Source organism: Roseovarius sp. EL26, assembly GCF_900327775.1.
GTDB lineage: Bacteria > Pseudomonadota > Alphaproteobacteria > Rhodobacterales > Rhodobacteraceae > Roseovarius.
Genome location: NZ_OUMZ01000006.1, coordinates 132343 through 155317 on the forward strand (window position 1 = coordinate 132343; position 22975 = coordinate 155317).

Annotated in this window: 16 protein-coding genes; 7 read left to right on the forward strand and 9 right to left on the reverse strand. The window is 53.1% G+C overall.

The window, feature by feature from the left end; all coding sequences use genetic code 11:
• Complete coding sequence (locus D9A02_RS05645) at positions 1–897, forward strand: ParB/RepB/Spo0J family partition protein (RefSeq protein WP_120500017.1); 897 nt, start codon at positions 1–3, stop codon at positions 895–897.
• Here the strand turns inward: D9A02_RS05645 and hemW are convergent.
• The 3 genes from hemW to rph are packed head-to-tail and all read right to left on the reverse strand — an operon-like array spanning position 894 to position 3361.
• Positions 894–2063, reverse strand: coding sequence for a radical SAM family heme chaperone HemW (gene hemW / locus D9A02_RS05650; RefSeq protein WP_254054561.1), 1170 nt, complete (start codon positions 2061–2063; stop codon positions 894–896). The genes D9A02_RS05645 and hemW overlap by 4 nt on opposite strands.
• Entirely contained in the window at positions 2044–2652 is a 609-nt protein-coding gene (locus tag D9A02_RS05655) for a non-canonical purine NTP pyrophosphatase (protein ID WP_120500018.1), read from the reverse strand. The genes hemW and D9A02_RS05655 overlap by 20 nt, the downstream gene beginning before the upstream one ends.
• The gene (gene rph / locus D9A02_RS05660) at positions 2645–3361 is read right to left on the reverse strand and encodes a ribonuclease PH (protein ID WP_120500019.1); all 717 of its coding nucleotides are present in this window, start codon (positions 3359–3361) and stop codon (positions 2645–2647) included. The genes D9A02_RS05655 and rph overlap by 8 nt, the downstream gene beginning before the upstream one ends.
• A 115-nt stretch (positions 3362–3476) precedes the next feature.
• Between rph and hrcA the strand changes: the two genes are divergently transcribed.
• Together hrcA and D9A02_RS05670 are read left to right on the forward strand one after the other, a co-directional pair.
• Complete coding sequence (gene hrcA, locus D9A02_RS05665; protein ID WP_120500020.1) at positions 3477–4541, forward strand: heat-inducible transcriptional repressor HrcA; 1065 nt, start codon at positions 3477–3479, stop codon at positions 4539–4541.
• Positions 4542–4550: 9 nt separating this feature from the next.
• The gene (locus D9A02_RS05670; protein ID WP_120500021.1) at positions 4551–5114 is read left to right on the forward strand and encodes a nucleotide exchange factor GrpE; all 564 of its coding nucleotides are present in this window, start codon (positions 4551–4553) and stop codon (positions 5112–5114) included.
• Between the two features lie 56 nt (positions 5115–5170).
• Here D9A02_RS05670 and D9A02_RS05675 read toward each other — a convergent pair whose 3' ends face one another.
• The 4 genes from D9A02_RS05675 to rpsD all read right to left on the reverse strand — a co-directional run bounded on the left by D9A02_RS05675 (position 5171) and on the right by rpsD (position 8507).
• On the reverse strand, positions 5171–5779 hold the full coding sequence (locus tag D9A02_RS05675; RefSeq protein ID WP_120500022.1) for an extensin family protein: 609 nt from the start codon (positions 5777–5779) through the stop codon (positions 5171–5173).
• Complete coding sequence (locus tag D9A02_RS05680; protein WP_120500023.1) at positions 5776–6693, reverse strand: prephenate/arogenate dehydrogenase family protein; 918 nt, start codon at positions 6691–6693, stop codon at positions 5776–5778. The genes D9A02_RS05675 and D9A02_RS05680 overlap by 4 nt, the downstream gene beginning before the upstream one ends.
• Positions 6690–7775 carry a histidinol-phosphate transaminase gene (gene hisC / locus D9A02_RS05685; protein WP_120500024.1) on the reverse strand — a complete coding sequence of 362 codons (1086 nt, stop codon included), beginning with the start codon at positions 7773–7775 and terminating at the stop codon, positions 6690–6692. The genes D9A02_RS05680 and hisC overlap by 4 nt, the downstream gene beginning before the upstream one ends.
• A gap of 111 nt (positions 7776–7886) precedes the next feature.
• Positions 7887–8507: a 30S ribosomal protein S4 gene (gene rpsD / locus D9A02_RS05690; protein WP_120500025.1), complete on the reverse strand. Its 621-nt coding sequence runs from the start codon at positions 8505–8507 to the stop codon at positions 7887–7889.
• Between the two features lie 346 nt (positions 8508–8853).
• Between rpsD and D9A02_RS05695 the strand changes: the two genes are divergently transcribed.
• The gene (locus D9A02_RS05695) at positions 8854–10902 is read left to right on the forward strand and encodes an ASKHA domain-containing protein (protein ID WP_120500026.1); all 2049 of its coding nucleotides are present in this window, start codon (positions 8854–8856) and stop codon (positions 10900–10902) included.
• Positions 10903–10972: 70 nt separating this feature from the next.
• Here the strand turns inward: D9A02_RS05695 and D9A02_RS05700 are convergent, their stop codons facing one another.
• Complete coding sequence (locus tag D9A02_RS05700) at positions 10973–13228, reverse strand: NADP-dependent malic enzyme (protein ID WP_120500027.1); 2256 nt, start codon at positions 13226–13228, stop codon at positions 10973–10975.
• Positions 13229–13392: 164 nt separating this feature from the next.
• On the opposite strand from D9A02_RS05700, the gene mutS reads away from it, so the two are divergent.
• From mutS to D9A02_RS05715, 3 genes are all read left to right on the forward strand, one after another.
• A complete protein-coding gene (mutS, locus tag D9A02_RS05705; RefSeq protein WP_120500028.1) occupies positions 13393–16011 on the forward strand; it encodes a DNA mismatch repair protein MutS in 2619 nt (872 codons plus the stop codon).
• Entirely contained in the window at positions 16001–17965 is a 1965-nt protein-coding gene (locus D9A02_RS05710) for a CocE/NonD family hydrolase (RefSeq protein WP_120500029.1), read from the forward strand. The genes mutS and D9A02_RS05710 overlap by 11 nt, the downstream gene beginning before the upstream one ends.
• Positions 17966–18176: 211 nt before the next feature.
• A complete protein-coding gene (locus tag D9A02_RS05715) occupies positions 18177–19775 on the forward strand; it encodes an autotransporter outer membrane beta-barrel domain-containing protein (RefSeq protein ID WP_120500030.1) in 1599 nt (532 codons plus the stop codon).
• Between the two features lie 111 nt (positions 19776–19886).
• Here D9A02_RS05715 and D9A02_RS05720 read toward each other — a convergent pair whose 3' ends face one another.
• Positions 19887–22973 (reverse strand): hypothetical protein, encoded by a 3087-nt coding sequence (locus D9A02_RS05720; protein ID WP_120500031.1) that lies wholly within the window; start codon positions 22971–22973, stop codon positions 19887–19889.
• Positions 22974–22975 lie beyond the last annotated feature (2 nt).

A 22975-nucleotide genomic window follows, 5' to 3' on the forward strand; every position in this document is an offset into this window, starting at 1 on the left:
ATGGCAAAGAAGACTAAACAGAGAGGGCTTGGACGCGGCCTGTCTGCACTTATGGCTGACGTTTCCGAAGACAATAACAATAATACATCTGATCCCAAGTCACCTGACATTTTGGTCCCGATCGAAAAGGTGCAGCCAAATCCAGATCAGCCGAGGCGTATTTTTGATGAAGAAAAGCTACAGGAGCTGGCCTCATCAATCCGTGAAAAAGGTGTAATCCAACCCCTTATTGTTCGTAAGCATCCGGAATTAGAAGATAATTACGAAATTGTTGCTGGCGAACGACGTTGGAGAGCGTCACAGATTGCCCAACGCCACAATATTCCGGTTCTGGTGCGTGAATTTACCAATACGGAAGTTTTGGAAGTTGCGATTATCGAGAATGTGCAGCGCGCAGATCTGAACGCCATGGACGAGGCTTTGGGCTATAATCAGCTGATGGATAAATTTGGCCATACGCAGGAAAAGCTGGCTGAAGTTCTGGGCAAAAGCCGTAGCCATATTGCCAATTCTGTACGTTTGTTGAACTTACCAAATGAAGTTCAAACCTATGTCCGCGAAGATCGGCTATCAGCGGGTCATGCCCGTGCGTTAATACCGGCAGGCGATCCAGCGTCTTTGGCGAGGCAGATCATCAAAAAAGGTCTGTCAGTTCGGGATGCCGAAAAGATCGCTAAATCGGCGCAAGCTGAGGGTGCAGTAAAAAAGGCCCGGCTGAAAACGCAGCCTACTAAAGATGCGGATACCAAAGCATTAGAAGGCGACTTGACGGCCAATCTTGGAATGAAGGTCAGTCTTAATCACAAGCCGGGTCAGGAAAAAGGCCAGTTGGTCATTTCGTATGATAGCTTTGATCAGCTGGATACTATTTGCGGAATTCTGTCTAAATCACATTAATCGCGCAGCAGTTCTGCGGTAACGGCATTCAGCAGCGTGCGCCCTTTAGTCGTCACGCATAAACGGCTGTCGCAAAGAGTGAGCATTCCTAGTTCCTCTAGGTCTTTGACAATGGCGGGATTCAATTGAGATCCTGAAATTTGCTCATAACGCACCATATCTACGCCTTCGGTCAAACGAAGACCCATCATAAGGTACTCTTGAGATTGTTCAGTGGCTGACATTTTTGTGATTTGTTGGTCTGAATTTCCTGATTTAACTTTGGCCAGCCAATCTTCAGGCTTAAGATGTGTTTCTGTCGCATAGCGTTGATTGTTCAAGGTGATACGGCCATGCGCGCCGGGGCCGATGCCGATGTAATCACCATAGTGCCAATAAATCAGATTGTGCCGCGATTCAGCGCCCGGCAGGGCGAAGTTTGAAACTTCGTAGTTGTGAAATCCAGCATTTTGGCAGAGTCCGCGAGTGAATTCAAACATATCGGCGCTTTGATCGTCGTCTGGTAAGCCACGTAATTTCCCGGCCATAAAGCGATCGGCAAAGGCGGTGCCGTCCTCAATGGTTAGCTGATATAGCGACAGATGATCCCCGGCGAGGGTAAGCGCTTGATTTAATTCAGACTCCCAAGACTGTTGGCTTTGATCTTGGCGTGAATAGATCAGGTCAAAACTGACACGCGAGAAATGTGTTTTAGCAATATCCAGAGCACGTAGGGCCTCGTCGGCGGTATGCAAACGTCCCAGTCGTTTCAAATCAGTATCATTCAACGCCTGAATGCCAAGAGACACACGATTCACACCAGCATTTGCGTATTCCTTGAAACGGTCCGCCTCAACTGAATTTGGATTGGCCTCTAGCGTGATCTCAATATCATTGGCTAAGGTCCAGCTGTCACGGACCTTGTCTAAAATACCATGTACTAACGCAGGCTCCATCAGACTGGGCGTGCCACCCCCAAGATAGATTGAGTTTAACAAACGTCCGGGGACTAATGCGGCGTATCGCTCAATTTCACTTAGGTATGCCTTGAGCCAAAGCTGTTGATTTATGGTTTGGCGAACATGACTATTAAAGTCGCAATAGGGGCATTTGGCTTGGCAAAACGGCCAGTGCAAATAGAGGCCAAAGCCCCCGTTTTTCCAATCTTCAGGCAAAACAATTTGCAACTAGTTTTTCAAACGCGCGTGCGCGATGGCTGATCAGGTTTTTCGCGGCGGCGTTCATTTCCGCAAATGTCAGATCAGATCCGTCAGGTTGAAAGATAGGGTCATACCCGTGACCAAGCTTCCCGCGCATCGGCCAGACAAAGTCGCCGTCGAGCGTTCCGGGGAATACTTCGTCATGACCGTCGGGCCAGGCCAAAACTAGCGTACAACAAAACCGGGCTTTCCAAGGGCGTTCTTGCCCGGACTGCAGCAGCAAATCATGTGCTTTATTCATGGCCATGGTAAAGTCGCGACCATTTTCTGTTTCGGCCCAGTCAGCGGTATACACACCGGGAGCGTTATCCAGTGGCAGGATCTCAATACCAGAATCATCAGATAGGGCAGGTAACCCCGAGGCCCTGGCCGCGCTATGGGCCTTGATCCGGGCGTTTCCGACAAATGTGGTTTCGGTTTCGTCTGGTTCACCAAGACCCTTTTCGGCGGCACCAATGACATGCACTCCGAAAGGCTGAATTAAATCAGAGATTTCTGCTAGTTTGCCAGCGTTATGGGTGGCAACCAGTAGCGTATCGTCGGTGAACTTACGCATTGCTGGCCTGTAGTTGCATAGCAACCAGTTCATCAACGCCTTTTTCTGCCAGATCCATCAACTGGTTCATCTGATCACGGCTAAAGACAGAACCTTCGGCGCTCATCTGTACTTCGATCAGCTTTTTCGATCCGGTCATTATGAAATTGCCATCAACACCTGCGTCGCTGTCCTCTGGATAATCCAGATCCAGCACGGGCTGACCTGCATAGATCCCGCACGACACGGCTGCTACAGGATCAACCAATGGGTCAGAAACGATATCGCCGGCTTTCATCAGTTTGTTGACAGCCAACCGCAGGGCAACCCAGCCGCCTGTGATTGAGGCGCAGCGCGTTCCACCGTCAGCCTGAATAACATCACAGTCGATGGTGATCTGACGTTCACCCATGGCAACACGGTCAACGCCTGCGCGCAAGGAACGCCCGATCAAGCGTTGGATTTCAACCGTACGACCACCTTGCTTGCCTGCAGTGGCTTCTCGGCGCATACGCGATGTGGTTGAGCGTGGCAGCATGCCGTATTCTGCAGTGACCCAACCCAGACCAGATCCTTTGATAAAGGGCGGCACACGGTCTTCGATTGTTGCGGTGCACAGAACATGCGTGTCGCCAATACGGATCATGCAAGATCCCTCGGCGTGTTTGGTAACATTGGTTTCAATTGAAACCGACCGCATTTCATCTAAATTTCGTCCTGAAGGGCGCATGATCAATCCTCTTTCTGTTGGTTTGGGCAATACAGGGGAGAGCAGGGAGATGGCAAGCCTGATTGACCTTTTTGAATTCCCGCATTTAATGGTTTTCTGAGGAAGGCACGAACAAATGACAAACGCGAGCAAACTTCTTGATGAATTGAATGAACGCTCGCGCGAGGTGTTTCGCCGGGTTGTGGAAACCTATCTTGCCACGGGCGATCCGGTAGGATCACGGACTCTGACGCGAGAGTTAAGCGAAAAGGTCAGCGCGGCGACCATCCGCAATGTTATGCAAGATCTGGAATACCTGGGACTGTTAGATAGTCCCCATATCAGTGCAGGTAGGATACCTACGGAAAGTGGTCTTCGCTTATTTGTTGATGGCTTGCTTGAGGTCAATGATCTGCAGGTCAAAGACCGAGAAATGATCGACGCTACTGTGGGCAGCAATACACCAGACGTACAAACAGCACTTGATCGTATTGGTGCGGCTTTATCGGGCGTGACACAGGGCGCTTCACTGGTTTTGGCGCCCAAACACGAAGCTCCTATCAAACATATCGAATTTGTGGGTCTCGGGGCAGATCGGGCGCTTGTGGTTCTTGTCTTTGCTGATGGGCACGTTGAAAACCGGGTGTTCACACCGCCACCAGGTTACACACCAAGCGCCATGCGAGAGGCAACTAATTTTATCAACGCACTGATCGAGGGTAAAACACTGACTGATATCCGTCGTGATATCACGGCGCAGATTTCCCAGAGACGGCAGGAAATCGACAAGCTCTCAAGCGATATGGTCGAAAGCGGTTTGGCCATCTGGGCAGACGAAGAAGAAAATCATGAGCGATTGATTGTCCGCGGTCGGTCGAATCTTTTACAATCAGACGCCGCCGGAGAAGAGCTTGATCTGATAAAAACCCTGTTTGATGACCTCGAGCGCAAGCGTGATATCGCCGAATTTCTCGAATTGACCGAAGAAGGCGAGGGTGTGCGCATTTTTATTGGCTCAGAGAACAAACTTTTTTCACTTTCGGGTTCCTCTTTGGTGGTGTCTCCATATATGAACTCTGATCGAAAGATCGTAGGCGCGGTTGGGATCATTGGACCGACGCGTCTGAATTACGGAAGAATTGTGCCGATTGTGGACTATACGGCGCAGTTGGTCGGCAAGCTGATTGCAGACCGAAGCTAGAGGTGAGACATGGCTGAAACGCAAAACGAAGAGTTTCTCGACGATATTGATCAGGCAGAGGCCGAAGAAGACGAGATCAACATTGAAGAGATCTCGGATGCCGAGGCAGAGATTGACGCCTTGAGGGCGGAACGCGATGCCTATCAGGATAAATTCATGCGCGCGCTGGCGGATGCGGAAAATGCCCGCAAACGCTCTGACAAAGATCGTCGCGAGGCTGAAAACTATGGTGGGTCACGTCTGGCACGCGACATGTTGCCTGTGTTTGACAACATGAAGCGTGCGGTTGATTCCGTTACCGAGGATCAAAAGCAAGTCGCCTCAGCGGTGATCGAAGGGATCGAGCTGACGATGCGCGAACTGTTGAACGTGTTCCAAAAACACGGTATTCGCATGATTTCCCCAGAAGTCGGCGATCGCTTTGATCCAAATGAACACGAAGCCATGTTCGAAGCCCCGGTTCCCGGCACCAAAGCTGGCGAAATCATTCAGGTCTCAACGCAAGGCTTTATGCTACATGACCGTATTCTGCGCCCGGCGCAGGTGGGTGTATCGTCAAACACCGGATCGTAATTTCCTCAGGCTTTTTATTCGGCGCAGTGTGTTAAACACCTGCGCCGAATTCACTTTTAGCGGCAGTATGCGCCGTTACCATGTTTTGCCATGTCGAAATGGAAGTGGTCCTTATGATGCGCGTCTGAATTCGGGCCAAGCACCGTGCCAAAGGGTTTACCACAGGCGGTTTTGTGCATCTTCTTCAGAATACGGCCGTACTTTCCGCCCCCCCAATGCTCCTCAACCGAAATTTCGGATCCGTTACGCAGGCGGAAGGCTGAAATATCAATTGCATTTCCTTTCGCATGTTCAGACAATTTTGCACCGCGTTGGCTGTTGCGGGTACGACAGGCATAATGCGCGGCGACTTGGATTTGTGCGACACCTCCACCTGTGTTGCCCACAGCCTTTCGCATTCCTTTCCCGATCCAAGATTTCATTCCCTTGGCGGTTTCACAGCGCATCAATGACGGCTGACTTAGTAAGATTCCATTAATCGAAGTGACGCGCACCCCATTATCAAACCCGCATCCTGCCTGGCTGCCTGATACCTTGCCAATAAACTCGCCACGAATGTCAGGATCACCACAAACGGCTCCCATGCTGCGCAATGGGTTTGGATTTTGTGAGCCAGAACAACTGCTTAGCAGTACAGCTGCTATCAAGATAGCGTGATGCTTCATTTTGACCCTCCTCGGCCAAAGTCCGGCGCAGCGGTGTCCTGTCCGGCTTCGATAATTCCCCGGCGTACGGCACGTGTGCGGGTAAAATAATCATGCAGATGCGCGCCATCATCCGTTCGAATGGCACGTTGCAAGGCAAAGAGCTCCTCGGTAAAGCGTCCCAGAATTTCTAATGTGGCATCTTTGTTTGACAAAAATACGTCACGCCACATTGTTGGATCCGAGGCGGCAATTCGGGTGAAATCCCGGAAACCTGCGGCCGAGTATTTGATAACCTCAGAGTCAGTGACGCGCTGCAAATCATCGGCCACACCGACCATAGTGTAGGCAATCAAATGCGGAACGTGGCTGGTGACAGACAATACCAGATCATGGTGATCGGCATCCATGCGCTCGGTCAGGCTACCGAGGCCTTGCCAGAATTTCTCAAGCGCATCGCTTGCCGTGTCATCTGTTCCGTCGACGGGCACGATCAGACACCAGCGATTGTCAAACAGTTCAGCAAAGCCCGAGCGTGGTCCGGAATGTTCAGTTCCGGCCAGTGGGTGTGCCGGTACAAAATGAACGTTGTCAGGTAAATGTGGTGATACCGCATCAATCACGGCGCGTTTGACGGACCCGACATCGCTGATGGTGGCACCGGGCATAAGTGCTGGTGCGATCTCAGCAGCTACAGCCCCCATGACCCCGACAGGCACACACAATACAACCAGATCCGCACCTTCGACGGCGTCAATCGCGGTGTCACAGATCCGATCACACAGGCCGATCTCGCGTGCTGTGTTGCGAGTTTCTTCAGATCGGGCATAGCCAACCACCTCATTGGCCAGACCCGCACGTTTGATAGCCCAGTACATAGATGAGGCGATCAAGCCTAATCCAATCAAGGTCACGCGGTCATAAATGGCAGTCATTCGCTGTCTCCCATAAACTGGCCTATGGCGTGTGCCACACGGCGGCAGGATGGTTCATCACCAACGGTAATCCGCAGGCAATGGGGCAGGTTGTATCCGCCGACGCGGCGCACAATCAGACCTTGAGATTTAAGGTGATCATCACAGGCTTCTGCAGTTGCCTGATTGGCAAAACGAGCCAAAATGAAGTTGGCGCAAGAGGTGTCAGACGGCACGCCATGCCCTGCCAAGGCCTCAGCAAGCCATGCGCGCAAGCGGGTGTTATCCGTGCGGCACTTTGCAGTCCAGTTAGTGCTGCGTACAGCAGCCTCGGCCGCGGCAAGCCCTGCCTGCGACAGGTTGAAGGGGCCGCGTACACGGTTAAGCACATCGATCACATGTTGCGGGCCATATCCCCAGCCAATACGCAACCCACCTAGGCCGTAAAGCTTGGAAAAGGTCCGGGTCATCACCACATTCTGACGGGCTTCGATCACTTTGAGGCCGCCATCATAACCTTCGACATACTCAGCATAGGCCCCGTCCAATACCAGCATAACCTGTGGCGGCAATGTATCTGCCAAACGCGCAATCTCGCCATCACCAATCATGGTGCCGGTTGGGTTGTTTGGATTGGCGATGAATACCAGCTTTGTTCGTTCTGTGCAGCCTGCCAGAATGGCGTCCACATCAGTGACGCGGTCCCGTTCACGCACTTCGACCGGGGTTGCCCCGGCTGCCAATGCGCTGATCCGGTACATAGCAAAGCCGTGCTCGGTATAGACCACCTCATCTCCTGGGCCGGCATAGGCTTGGCACAAAAATGCAATGATTTCGTCGCTACCTGCCCCGCAGATCACCCGTGCAGGGTCAACACCGTGTACTTCGCCAATTGCGTCGCGCAGGGGTGCGTGATCAGATGATGGGTAACGATGTAGCTCGAATGATGCCTTGCGAAAGGCCTCTTTCGCGGCTTCAGACGGTCCAAATGGGTTCTCGTTCGAGCTCAGTTTGACGACGCTTGATACACCTTCAACATGTGACGCCCCGCTTTGATACAAAGCGATATCCATGATCCCTGGTTGGGGGGTGATCTTTGTCATGCCTGTTACTCCTTCGCAGGTTTTCTAGCGGGGGGTTACGATCTTGGCCAGCACCAAAAAAAAGGCCGCGGCGGTTTCCCGTCGCGGCCTCTGGCAGAAATAGCGAGTTGCTTAGTTCTGCGCGTAGAATTCGATAACGAGGTTCGGTTCCATGATCACTGGATAAGGCACATCAGCCAGACCAGGCGTACGAACGAATGTTGCGGTCATTTTTGAATGGTCCGCATCGATGTAGTCAGGAACGTCACGCTCAGCCAGTTGTACGGCTTCCAGCAGAACAGCGATCTGCTTGGAACGATCACGCACTTCGATCACGTCACCTTCTTTAACACGGTAAGACGGGATGTTGACGCGCTGGCCGTTTACCTTGACGTGGCCGTGGTTCACGAACTGACGTGCGGCAAACATGGTTGCAACGAACTTGGCACGGTAAACAACCGCGTCCAGACGACGCTCCAGCAGACCGATCAGGTTTTCGCCTGTATCGCCTTTTACACGCTCAGCTTCTTTGTAAACGCGACGGAATTGCTTCTCTGTCAGGTCGCCGTAGTAGCCTTTCAGCTTCTGCTTGGCACGCAGCTGCAGACCGAAGTCAGACAGTTTGCCCTTGCGGCGCTGACCGTGCTGGCCGGGGCCATATTCACGACGGTTTACTGGTGATTTTGGGCGACCCCAGATGTTTTCACCCATCCGGCGGTCAATTTTGTATTTGGCAGCAGTTCTTTTTGTCATCTGCTGATCTCCTTCGTTCAAGGTTTCGAAGGGCGTTGTCCTCTCTCCGGATTTTGCCGAAGTGACAGGATCCCTTTTGCAAGGGCCACCAACACCAATGAATGCGCGCTTATACAAGGGTTGTGGGCAGAGTCAAGCGTCGCTTTGCAGGCAGTAGAGGCATGAAATTAAGGGAGCGAACTGTGGTTTATAAACACCACAAATCAGCGCTTTTGTAATTGGAAATGCTAAGGCTTGGGCGGATATGACGCGGCTATGACAAATTTTGCCGGTTGTAGCCTTCCTTTATGTCCACAGCTGATTATTGTCTGATCTCAGCGCGCAACAAAAGCTAAGGGCCATTATCATGAGCACCGATCCCCTCGTCGTTTTTACCCCCTCTGGTAAACGTGGTAATTTTCCTGTTGGAACACCGGTTCTGACAGCCGCCCGGCAATTGGGCGTGGACCTTGATTCGGTCTGTGGTGGGCGCGGGATCTGCTCCAAATGTCAGATCACCCCTAGCTATGGGGAGTTTCCAAAACATGGTGTGACGGTTGCCGATGATGCCTTGTCTGAATGGAATTCGGTTGAGCAGCGTTATGATGACAAACGCGGGCTTAAAACCGGGCGTCGCTTGGGCTGTCAGGCCACCGTTCAGGGCGATATTGTCATCGATGTGCCGCCAGAAAGCCAGGTGCACAAACAAGTTGTCCGCAAGGCGGCATCGGCCCGGGTAATCCAGATGGATCCAGCCACACGTCTATATTTCGTTGAGGTGGACGAGCCCGACATGCACGAACCCACTGGCGATTTGGAGAGGTTGGAACGCGCCTTGCGCGATCAATGGGAAATTGACGGCATCACCGCTGATGTCACTCTTTTAACCAAGCTTCAGCCAGTTCTGCGCAAGGGCAAGTTTCAGGTCACTGTTGCGTTGAACAAAGCTCATAATGATACGGTTGCGCGGGTCATTGATATCTGGCCGGGCCTGCACGAGGCTGGCCTGTATGGCTTGGCAATCGATTTGGGCTCAACCACCGTTGCTGCCCACCTGACGGATCTGGAAACCGGGGAGGTCAAGGCTTCATCAGGTATCATGAACCCGCAGATCCGCTTTGGTGAGGATTTGATGAGCCGGGTCAGCTATTCAATGATGAACCCCGGTGGCGATAAAGAAATGACCGCCGCTGTGCGCGATGCGATCAACACGCTGGCGGATGAGATTGCCAAAGAAGCTGAGATTGATGCGGCTTTGATCGTCGAAGTGGTATTTGTCTGTAACCCGGTGATGCACCATTTGCTGTTGGGCATTGATCCCGTGGAACTGGGCCAGGCACCATTTGCGCTGGCCACTTCCGAGAGCCTGTCGCTCGAAGCCCGTGATCTTGATCTGACAGCCATCAATCGCCGCGCACGGACTTACATACTGCCCTGTATTGCTGGGCACGTTGGTGCAGACTGTGCCGCCGTGGCTTTGTCGGAAGAGCCGGGTAAATCTGAAGATCTGGCTTTGATCGTGGACGTGGGTACCAACGCTGAGATTCTGCTGGGCGACAAAGAGCGCGTGTTGGCCTGTTCATCGCCCACAGGTCCGGCGTTTGAAGGCGCGCAGATCAGTTCGGGCCAGCGTGCAGCCCCTGGCGCGATTGAGGCGATCCGCATTGACCCTGAAACTAAAGAGCCGCGTTTCCGTGTGATCGGCTGTGAGCTGTGGTCAGATGAAGATGGTTTTGATGCGGCAACAGCCACCACCGGTATCACAGGTATCTGTGGCTCTGGGATTATTGAGGCGGTGGCAGAGCTGCGCATTGCCGGGCTGATGGATGAAAGTGGTCTGATCGGGTCCGAGGCGCAAACTGGTACCAGCCGCTGCGTTCCCGAAGGGCGTACCAATTCCTATATGGTGCATGACTCCAGTGCTGAAGACGGCCCGCGTATTACTGTGACGCAGAATGATATCCGCGCCATTCAGCTTGCAAAATCAGCGCTTTACGCTGGCGCACGTCTGTTGATGGATCAACGCGGTGTCGACAAGGTAGACCGTGTTGTTCTGGCCGGGGCCTTTGGCGCGCACATCAGTTCCCTGCACGCGATGGTGTTGGGTATGATCCCTGATGTTCCGCTGGATAAGGTCATGAGCGCAGGCAACGCCGCCGGAACCGGTGCGCGGATTGCGCTTTGTAATATCGCGGCCCGAACCGAGATTGAACGTGTTGTGCGCGAAATTACCAAGGTCGAAACGGCGATTGAGCCAAAGTTCCAGGATCATTTCGTTGCAGCCAACGCCATCCCCCACAAAACCGACCCGTTCCCGGAACTTGCGAAAATTACCAATCTGCCGAACCCGTCGTTTAACACGAAAGGGGATTCCAGTAGTGAAGATGGTGGCCGTCGTCGCCGTCGCCGGAGTTGACCAACCGCTCATTAATAATAAAGGCCCCGCATGACATCATGCGGGGTCTAATTTTTCTAAATTACTCTGATTAGCCGATTTTACATGCCGCAAGAACAGCCATGTTTAGAATATCGTTTGCGGTTGCGCTGGTTGAACACAGCTGAATTGGTTTATCGATACCTGACAAAATTGGACCGATCACAGTCGCACCGGCCATTTCTTGCATCAGCTTGACCGAGATTGAAGCTGAGTGGCGCGCAGGTACCACCAGCACGTTTGCCGGGCCAGTCAGTCGCTGGAATGGGTAGCTTTCCTGCGCCGTAACATTCAACGCCACATCGACAGTCATTTCGCCTTCAAACTCAAAATCAACGCCGCGTGTTTCCAACACTTGCGGTGCCCGGTGCATTTTTTCAGCTCGTTCCGAGCGTGGATAACCAAAAGTCGAGAACGAAACAAATGCCACACGTGGCTCTAGCCCCAGATGGCGTGCCACTTCGGCACCGCGCTGGGCGATGTTGGCCAGATCTTCCTCGTCTGGCCATTCATGAACCAATGTGTCGGCGATCAAAACGATGCGGCCTTTGTGTAGTAGCGCGGTCACGCCCACGGTGCCGCTGGCGGCATCGGCGTCAAACACGTGGTTGATCAACTCCATCACGTGGGCCGACTTACGTGTCGCTCCGGTGACCAACCCATCGCCATGGCCGTGGGCCAACATCAGAGCTGCAAACACGTGCCGGTCACGGGCGGCTAAACGGTGCACATCGTGCCGGTCAAACCCCTTACGGCGCAGGCGTTTGTACAAGAACGCCTTGTATTCGCTCAGCCGGTCGGCTTTGGCTGCATTCATGATTTCCAGCTCACGCGCAGCATCGCCAAGACCCGCTGCCTCAAGCTTTTCTTTCACATCTTCATCACGTCCGATGACGATAGCCTTGCCCAGACCAGAGCGTTGATACTGCACGGCAGCACGCAAGACGCGGGGGTCATCGCCCTCGGCAAAGATCATCCGCGCCTGTGAATTGCGCGCGCGGGCATTGATCGACCGCAGGATCGATGCAGTTGGATCCATTCGTGATTTCAAAGTCTGCTCGTAGGCATCCATATCCACAATTGGGCGACGTGCGGCACCGGTATCCATGCAGGCTTTGGCGACCGCTGGTGGAATGGTGTGGATCAAACGTGGATCAAACGGCGTTGGGATGATGTAATCACGCCCAAACGACAATTTTCGACCATAGGCAATATCCACCTCATCAGGGACATCTTCACGGGCCAGATCAGCCAGCGCACGGGCGCAGGCGATTTTCATTTCATCGTTAATAGCGCGGGCATGTACATCCAGCGCCCCGCGGAACAGGTACGGAAAGCCCAGAACGTTGTTGACCTGATTAGGATAGTCCGAGCGACCCGTCGCTATAATCGCATCTGGGCGAACCTCGTGGGCCTCTTCTGGCGTGATTTCCGGATCAGGGTTCGCCATGGCAAAGATCACCGGGCTATCAGCCATTGCGCTGACCATGTCTTGTGTCACGGCACCTTTGACCGACACACCAAGGAAAACATCCGCGCCTTGCATCGCTTCTTCCAATGTGCGCAGCTCGGTTGAAATCGCATGCGCTGATTTCCACTGGTTCATGCCCTCGGTGCGACCTTGGTAAATCACACCCTTGGTATCGCAGACGATGCAATTGTCATGCTTCGCGCCCATTGATTTGAGCAATTCAATACAAGCAATGCCTGCAGCCCCTGCGCCATTGAGGACAATTTTGACGTCTTCGATCTTTTTTCCCGAAATATGCAGGGCATTCAAAAGCCCGGCGGCACAGATCACGGCCGTGCCGTGTTGGTCATCGTGGAATACCGGGATATCCATGATTTCCTTAAGTCGTTGTTCAATGATGAAACACTCTGGTGCTTTGATATCCTCCAGATTGATTCCACCAAATGTGGGCTCCATCAATTTGACCGCATCGATAAACTTGTCTGGGTTTTCGGTATCCAGTTCAATATCGATGGAGTTCACGTCTGCAAAGCGTTTGAACAGAACGGCTTTGCCTTCCATCACCGGCTTTGATCCCAAGGCGCCCAGATTGCCCAATCCCAAAACGGCCGTCCCGTTTGAGATCACTGCCACAAGATTTCCCTTGTTGGTGTAGTCATAGGCGGTTTCCGGGTTGGCCGCGATTTCCTCACACGGCACTGCAACACCTGGCGAATATGCCAATGATAGGTCGCGCTGGGTGGTCATTGGGACCGTGGCGGCAATCTCAAACTTGCCCGGTGTGGGCTCGATGTGGAACGCAAGGGCTTCTTCGCGGGTAAACTTGGGCTTTGACATGGACCTGTCCAGATTTGGATGTGTTATCTCTCCATAGACGTGCTTGACGAAAGGCTCAACCAAATGCCGGATTTGGCTTTCGTCTGGTCGCATCGGTTTGTAAGCTCTGCGCAGGCCAAATCAGGGGGCAAATTGTGACAACCGGTAAATCAGCCGTAACGCCAATGATGGCGCAGTATCTGGAAATCAAAGGTCGCTATCCCAATGCCATGCTGTTTTACCGCATGGGCGATTTTTACGAGCTGTTTTTCCATGACGCCGAAGAGGCTGCAGTTGCCCTCGATATCGCCCTGACGAAACGCGGCAAACACGAAGGTGATGATATCCCGATGTGCGGCGTACCGGTTCACGCAGCAGAGGGCTATTTGCTGACGCTTATCCGCAAGGGCTTCCGCGTTGCTGTGTGTGAGCAGCTTGAAAGTCCGGCCGAGGCCAAGAAACGTGGCGCAAAATCAGTAGTTAAACGCGATGTTGTTCGTTTGGTTACCCCGGGCACGTTGACAGAGGAAAGCTTGCTTGAGGCGCGTCGTCACAATTATCTGGCAAGCTTTTCTAATGTACGCGGAGAATCCGCACTGGCCTGGGTCGATATTTCAACCGGCGCATTTCATGTCAGCTTGATCCCCGAGGTGCGTTTGGGGCCAGAATTGGCACGCCTTATGCCAAGCGAATTGATTGTTGCCGAAGGTGAGGATCGGGCGCTGGGGGAAATGACGGATGAGTTCGGCATTGCCCTATCCCCGCTTGGTCGCGCGGCTTTTGATAGCACAGGCGGCCAAAAGCGCCTGTGTGATTTGTTTTCAGTTGGCACGTTAGAAGCTTACGGAAATTTCACCCGCGCCGAAGTTGCGGCAATGGGGGCTGTTGTCGAATATCTCGAAATCACGCAAAAGGGCAAACTGCCTCTTCTGCACCCGCCACAACGCGAGGCACAGGCGCGCGTGCTTCAAATCGATGCGGCCACCCGGCGAAATCTTGAGCTGACCCATGCCTTGTCTGGTGGGCGTGCTGGGTCGTTGATAGGGGCTATCGACCGCACAGTGACGGCCGCAGGTGGGCGTTTGCTGGAGCGTCGTATTTCCAGTCCATCACGACAAATTGAGGTGATTCAGTCTCGATTAGAGGCGGTTTCATTTGGTTTCGAAAATAGCGGTTTTAGCAATCAAATTCGCAGTATGCTACGCAGAGTGCCGGATCTTGACCGCGCGCTTTCACGTCTGTCGATTGATCGCGGCGGCCCACGTGATTTGACATCAGTGCGCAATGCATTGGCGCAGGCTGGTGATCTGGCTGATTTTACACATGATCATGATATGTCGGATTTGCTCAAGACTGCGGCGCAGGGTTTATTGGGTCATGAGGATCTTGTTTACCTTCTGGATGAGGCATTGGTCGATGAACCTCCATTGCTGGTGCGTGACGGCGGATTTATTGCGCCGGGCTATCATGAGGAATTGGATGAAGCCCGTAAGCTGCGCGATGAAGGCCGGGCCGTAATTGCGGCCATGCAGCAAGAATACGCGGGACTGACGGGTATCCAGTCGCTCAAGGTCAAGCACAACAATGTATTGGGTTACTTTGTTGAGGTGACTGCGACGCATGCTGAGAAGATGTTATCGGAGCCTTTGAGTGAGACTTTCAAACATCGCCAGACCACCGCAAATCAGGTGCGTTTTACCACCTTGCCTTTATCCGAAATGGAAACCCGCATTCTGAATGCAGGTGGTCAAGCATTGGAGATTGAAAAACGTCTCTATTCCAGCTTAAAAGATGCAATACTGGAAAGTGCGGCAGAGATTTCACAAACCGCACGGGCTTTGGCTGAATTCGACCTGTCTATAGCCCTGGGAGAGCTGGCGCGTAACGAAAGCTGGTGTTGCCCTAAGGTTGATCAAAGCCGTGTGCTTCACATTGAAGGCGGTCGTCATCCCGTGGTGGAGCAAGCGCTCAAGGCACAAAGTGGTGAGCCGTTTATTGCTAATGATAGCCACCTTGGTGAAGACAGTGACATTTGGCTTCTGACCGGTCCGAACATGGCCGGTAAATCCACGTTTCTTCGACAAAACGCATTGATTGCGCTGCTTGCACAGATAGGTAGTTTCGTTCCCGCTAAGTCCGCACATATAGGGATAGTCAGTCAGCTGTTTAGCCGTGTTGGGGCTTCGGATGATCTGGCGCGTGGTCGGTCTACATTTATGGTGGAAATGGTCGAGACCGCCGCCATTCTGAGCCAGGCAGATGATCATGCATTGGTAATTTTGGATGAAATCGGTCGGGGAACCGCCACTTACGATGGCCTCTCCATCGCTTGGGCCACGCTGGAGCATCTGCATGAATCCAATAAGTGCCGCGCGCTTTTTGCCACGCACTATCACGAGCTGACCAAGCTTAGTGAAAAATTGGATCGTGTCGACAATGCGACTGTAACGGTTAAAGAACACAACGGTGACGTGATTTTCCTGCACGAAGTACGGCGCGGCGCGGCGGATCGATCTTACGGTGTACAGGTGGCCAAACTGGCTGGATTGCCTGCATCGGTGGTGGAGCGCGCGCGCGTTGTTCTGGATGCATTGGAAAAAGGCGAGCGCGAAGGTGGCAATAAACGTGACACGTTGATCGATGATCTACCGCTCTTTTCAGCGGTCCCGCCGCCGCCCCCCAAAATACACGCTGCCGATAGCCGGGTAGAGATCCGTTTGGCAGATATATTGCCTGACGATCTGACGCCAAAACAGGCGCTTGAGTTGATTTATGAATTGAAAGGTATCGCCGATGATGATTGATCCCGACTATGGCATTACATTGTCTGATGGCACAAGGTTATCTGCAAAGCTTTGGTTCCCTGAAGAGGCAAAAATAGACACTGTTCCAGCCATTATTGAATATTTACCTTATCGAAAGTCCGACGGTACTGCCGCGCGAGATGACACGATGCATCCGTGGTTTGCTAGCAATGGTTACGCCTGTTTGCGCGTGGATCGTCGCGGGACTGGGGATAGCGAGGGGCTGTATGATGATGAGTATTCTGAACAAGAGCTAAGCGACGGTGTTGAGGTGATCAATTGGATCGCTGATCAAAGCTGGTGCAACGGAAGTGTTGGAATACAGGGTATTTCGTGGGGTGGCTTTAATGGTGTGCAGTTGGCTGCACGTGCGCCCGAGGCCCTAAAGGCTGTGATTAGCATTGGCACCACCGTGGACCGTTACAATGATGATATCCACTACAAGGGCGGTATTCAGGTTGGCGAGAACATCGGTTGGGCGGCAACCTCAATGTCGTGGCTGTCTGTGCCGCCTGATCCGGCGCTGCTTGGTCACCACAAAGCACGGCATATGTGGTTGGAACAGTTGGAAAATACGCCATTCCTGGCAAGTCGTTGGATGCGACATTCGGACAGGGATGATTATTGGAAACACGGCTCCATCTGCGAAACATATGATAGCCTGCAAGCGGCTGTTCTGGTTATTGGTGGGCAGCACGATGGATACCGTAATGCGATGCTGGCGATGGTCGAAAACCTGAAATGTCCAGTGCAGGGCATCATGGGACCATGGAGTCATAAGTATCCGCATATTAGTACGATTGAACCATCGATCGATTATCACAATCTTGCTCTACGTTGGTGGGATAAGTGGTTGAAGAACATTGATAATGGGGCGGAGAATGATCCGTCTTATCGTGCATATATTTTGGATAGCGTGGCGCCGGACCCGTCACTTGATGAACGGCCCGGAGACTGGATTGCGGTCAAAGATTGGAGCACGACAGACAAAGAAAACACGGTTCTACCGCTTGGTGATAACACCCTTGGGAATAGAGAAGCTTTTGATATTAAGGTGAAAGCTGACATGGCTTGTGGGAAGGCTAGTGGTGAATTCTTCCCTTTTGGGTTTGGCCCGGGAGAGTTGCCGGATGATCAGCGATGTGATGATAATTTGTCGGCTTGTTTTGATAGTGTACCCTTGCAAGGCGATCAAATTATCCTTGGTTCTCCAGAGGTTAGTATCAAACTCTCGTCTAATAAGGCGCGTGGTCAGGTAATCGCACGGCTGTGCGATGTACGCCCCGATGGCAGCAGCATGTTGATTTCACTGGGTATGTTGGATCTGCGTAATCTTGAAGGTTTTGAGGTGAAACAGACTCTTAATCATGATCAAAAGATTGAGGTTAACGTATCGCTGGATCAAACGGCTTACCGCATTCCCGAAGGGCACAAATTGCGTTTGGCGATTAGTGGAAGCTATTGGCCTTTTGTTTGGCCCGAAGGGGAAAACTTCACCCTGACACTGACTGAGGGCACGTTGACATTGCCGAGTGTGAACCCGGATTTGTGTACAACTTGTACCTTTTCACCCCCAATTGCGTACCAAACCCGACCTTATAAAAAGCTGCGCCAAGGAACGGAAGCAAAGCAGTGGCATGAGGATACTGAAACAGGAAGAATTACGCTGGAAATTTCCGGGGATCACGGACGCCAGAAAGATGAGGTTTCGGGCCTTGTCACCGAAAGCGCAATGACCGAGCGTTGGAGCATCCGACGTGGTGATCCGGCGAGTGCAGAAGTTGAGATGGCCTGGACCCGGTCCATGAAGCGTGACGATTGGGAGGCAAGCACAAAGGTGGTCGCCAGAATGCGCGGGCTGAAAGATACCTTTGAGATTGAGCAAAGTTTAACGGCCTGGGAAAATGACACGCAGGTGTTTGATAAGTCTTGGGCGGATTCGATAGAACGCTAATTTTGCAGCCCCCAAGCCGTTAGTTTGTTGGCATCGGAAAGAGAGAAGCCGAAACAATATCTAAACAAGGCGACGCCAAAATTTTACCCAATTTAATCAGCTATTAAGGGCGCGTTAATGATTGTTTGGCGCGTTGGCTTTCTGCTGTCCGCTAACTAAGTGTACCTGTTTGTAAAAAATTTAGACGGATTACTTGAAAGAAAACCAGACAATGAAAATAGCAAAGCCCTTTACAAAATTCGTGATCGCCATGCTGTTGTTACCTGCATCGTTGCAGGCGAAAGAAATCACCATCAAAGACAATATCACAGGCCGTAGTGGGGCGGCGACAAATTCTTTGAATAATCAAGTTAATCCTGGCCGGCAGATCCTGCTTTCACAGCATAATTTTGCATCGAAGACACAGGTTACGCGATTTCAGATGTTATCAAGTACTGCTTTAACTACAGCTAATAGTTTTCGTTATGTCGTGAGGGCCCTTGATGCCCCCAATGTTGAGCTCTTCTCAGGGACAGCGACCCGCACCAGCAGGACACTTTACACAGCGATTACGCAGGGTGGGAACAATACTAACCTTGATGAGTTTTCAATCGTTGGTCTGACGCTTGATCCAGGCACTTACTATTTTGGCGTACACTCCAGTGACGGTAACGCATACCAGTCGATTGCTAGTACCGGTGCCGGTGCAGAGAAGCTTTTGGCAGAGAATGGGGGCACTCCGTTTTTAGCAGGCGCAGATTTTCTTTTGTATACAGCCCTGTTTGGTATGACGGCCATTGTTGAAAAGTTAAATAGCTTTGCCGAACAGACAAGTATTGCGTTTGAGACGATTCCGGTGAATTCCTCGTTGGTCAATTCTGCAGGTATGCTCATGAATGATCAGATCAACCAGCGCTTATCCGCTTTACGAAATAATGCGCAAACTTCCTCGAATGAGGGTGTTTCACGCGCTGCATTGTATGGCGGCGGAAATGGCGATGATAGCATTTTTAACAACTTGAGGTTCTGGATTGACGGAAACTTTGCGGATCTTGACCGGGATACGAGCAGCAGCTTTAGCGGTTATGACAGTACATCAAGCGGTGGTCAGTTGGGTATAGATTTTGCAATCACACCATCGCTTTCGTTTGGAATGTCTTATGGTCGTACTGATATGGAAACTGGCATTTCCGGAAATCTGGGGAATTCAGACGTTACCGGAAACCATTTCTCGGTCTATGCTCAACATATTGCAACGAACGGCGTGTATGCCAATTTGGTCTACAGCTACGAAGACTATGATCTGGATCTAGAACGGAGTGCAGGCAGTGCTGGGCGCGCGACGGCATCGACAGATTCCAATGCCCATAACGTGCAGGCAGCTGTTGGATATCTGTTCCCGTCGCGGGGCGCGTTTTCATATAGTGTAGAGGCACGCGCTAATTATTCGGATATCCATGTCGATGGGTATTCAGAAACCGGCGCGATCGGAGGGTCGCTGGCTGTAACTGGCCAAAATACAGAGGCCTTATCTGCCTCTGTCGGCTTGGATATGCGATATGACCTTGGCAAGTTTCAGCCCTATGCAGGTGTGTTTTACGAATATAGTGAGCTGAGTTTTGATGATATCTCTATTGCTTTGACTTCGGACGCGAGCTTCAGCAGTACGCAAGGTATAGATACCAGCGATGGGGAACAGGTTAATTTCGACATCGGTTTTGACTATCTTATCTCTGATGATGTGGCGATGAATGCTGGCTACAGCACCTCGTTTTTTAATTCTAGCAGTGAAAACCACAGCCTGTTTTTGGGTTTGTCTTACAGTCTGTGATGTATTCGCCCCACTAATGATCTTTAGCGGGCTTGATGGGGCATGCAGGCCTTCGACGATGGGGCCTGCGACTTGTAGCAAAGATGGGGCCTGTGTGTAGGCGGAGAGGTTTCAACTAAGCAATGCGGCAAGAAAGACCGCCAGATTTGCACCGTCGCTGCCGTCGGGGTCGGCTACATTGGGCGTTTGTGGGATAACGGTTGCATCATCGGGGCCTTGCCAGTTGGGCTCCAGCCGTCCTAATCCACCTTGTTCGACAAGGTCAGATACAAGCGAGAATGCTGCAGACGGGCGCTGCAATCGGATAAAGTCGGACGTCGGAAGGCCCATCGCATCACGCGGACTAACGCCAAGGCGGTCGGCCATGGAAAGCACACGTTGGTTTCGGACTTTTGCGCTATATCCTTGCGCAACCGCGTGATCGACGGATGCAATGGCGGCGCTGCCATCAAAGCTTATGCCGCGCCGTCTGAGGTGTGTGGCGCCGGTCAGCGAATAGACATCATCCACCACAACCGTTGTGCCGGGCAAATGTGCAGCGCGCCCAGGAAAGCCGCCCGGATGAAAGGCCACGACCCGGCCCGCTGCGCTGGCTTGCAGCGCTTGTATCGCCTGATTTCGCATCTCAATCGCTGCCCGCACAAAAGGTGGCGGGGTAAAATCGGTTTCGCGCGGCGTGCAGAGTACGACCTTGAGCCTTGGCTGTGCAGCCAGCCGGTCGGCGAGGATCTGGATCAGGTCAATTGTCACCGCGCCGCTATCACCGCCGGGATGAACCGTGCGGGCCAAGCCCGCGGTTTCAATATAGACCAGCTCTTCGGCCTGATGAAAGGCCCGGGCCAACGACCAAAGCGTATCGCGTGACCCATGCACAGATAGCTCATATTCGCGGCGCAGCTCATTCAGTAAGCGGTTACCGTTGGTCACATCGATTGTCGGTGCCGGTATACCAAGAGCGCTGGCAATGTCATTGATCACCGTTTGCAGATCAATCGGGCTAGCAGAGTCCAGCGGATTGCCGGGCGGTAGCAATGATAGCTCAGGCGTTTCGGCAACGGCACCAATGGATTGCAACAATACACCAGATGATGTTGCACCCGCCGGTGGAGCACCGGCGCGTTGTGGTGGGTTCATATTATTGCCCCCCGACATTGCAAGCCAACCTGGGGCCTGCGCAGGAGGGGGGCCGCCCGGCAAGGGGATAAAGGGCTGTGCCCGACGCACCGCATGGCGCGCAAGGTCATAGGCCAATGCGCCTTCGACGTGGACACCGCCGTTGTGAGTATCAGGACCCGGCGGATTGCCGGGATTGCCTTGCGCGTGATTGGCCGATAACGCAGCACGCGACCAAGAGGTGCCACTTAGGACGCCCTCCCAGTCTAATCCGGTACTGATGGCCGCGGAACCGATGCCGCTGACAACAATGGATTCCAACCGACCCATGGTTGGCAGGCGCGGGCCGGTTCGGGGTACAGTTTCCGAAGCCAAGGCTCGTGCTGCATCAACGGGTGTTCCTGCGGCGCTGTCATCTGGTCCGTCGTCGGTGCCAAACAGTGGGACAGGGGCCACAGATTTTACATTGTCGGTCAATCCACCCATTCGGTCTAAGGCAGGAGCAAAGACATCCGTTGGCACTGGCGCGGGGCCTGCTGCAATGGGCAAAGACCGGGCCGCAAACAAGCGGCGATTTTGCGCCCGAGGGGTGATCACAAGATCAAATACCAATGTGGCGGGGCTGGGTTTTGGATCGCCGGATTCTAGGCCAAGTGGATTATGAACCAAGATGAGTGTGGGTTGGCCGGCAACGGCTATCGCTGCGCCGCCATCTCCACGTTTGAAGGATGGTGTTTCGCCGATCGCCGGGATTGAGATGAAACGCTGATTATAAAGCCGTAGACTGCTGCCGTCTGGCACGGCATTTGCAGCAAGTTGGACAACCACATCCTCATCTGCAGTCCAGGTGGCGGTTGCCCCGGTAAGGGGCGCGGGGGTAGGCCCGAAAACACCGGCACCAGCAGGTGCCGGGAATGCAGGCCAATGGGCCGGGGCCCCCGGCGCGGGTGGAGTGGGTACGGCATCATCAAGTTTAGGCGCAGCTGCGAACAAAAGCGGGCTACCGGGGGCACCGTCAAGCCGGGCCAGAACGTTATTGGCGCGCGCAATCAGGTCGGGGCCATCTACGGCATAGTCAATGACCACTTCGGTGCGGACCTGAGGTTTAAGATCATCAGGCATGTCTCCGTCTTCGGCCGGGACTCCGATGATCGGGCTTGTCGTGCGGTTGCCGCGTAAGTGCCAATCTAGATCGACAGCATAGGCGCGCAGAAACTGACGGGTTAGTGCGACACCACCGGGCAGACCGGGTTGGGCCAATGGCCCTGTCCCCAATGCACCACCTGTGGCCCAACCGATGCGAACCCGACTTGCGGCATTCGTTCCGGTTGCTGCGAGTAGTTCGCCCGCGGCAAGCGTCACGATCCCGGAAGCATCCAGATTGCCGGTTGTGCTGGCTGCGCCGTCTTGTTTTTCAACGCCGACATCACCAAGAGCCGCTGTAAAGGGATTTCCGTGCAGATCCACCACCTGTGCAATAATGCCCGATGCCAGCGCCGTAATGCTGCCAACGCCACCTGCCGCACCGGTTCCGGCGCCATTGGAAAAGTCGAGCGCTGGCAATGTTGTCATCAGGTCATCAAAAATTGCGGCGATCGAAATTGGATCAATAATCAGGCCCCGGTGATCATGAAAGCTCATCGGTTCTGACCTGCCAAGGCTTTCGCCGGGCTCATAAGTTTGCGGCGAGCGGTCAGGCGCAGGAACAGCACCGGTAAACACCAACGTCTCTGGAACTGGCCGGTGGTGCGGATTTGCAGCCACTGCATATCGCTGCATCAACCGGCTGAGACGTTGGACAGCTTGCGGGTGAAGACGAAACGCAGCAACGGGCCCCGCGATGCCAGCCCCTGTTACATCCCGAAACTCATGCCCTTGATCAAGATATTCAAGCGTTCCGCGGAAAGGCGCCAGCGCATTGCCCGAAGGGGTCAGGCGTAGCGTATTGGCATCAAAGGTTGGATCAGCCGTCCCCCAAGCGTTTGAGAGTCGCGCCATAGTAAGCCCCAAAGCGTCAAGACCATTATCTTGCAACGCCTGTGCCGCGGCCTGAGGCGTAAGTGTGAAGACATTCAACTGTGTCATCG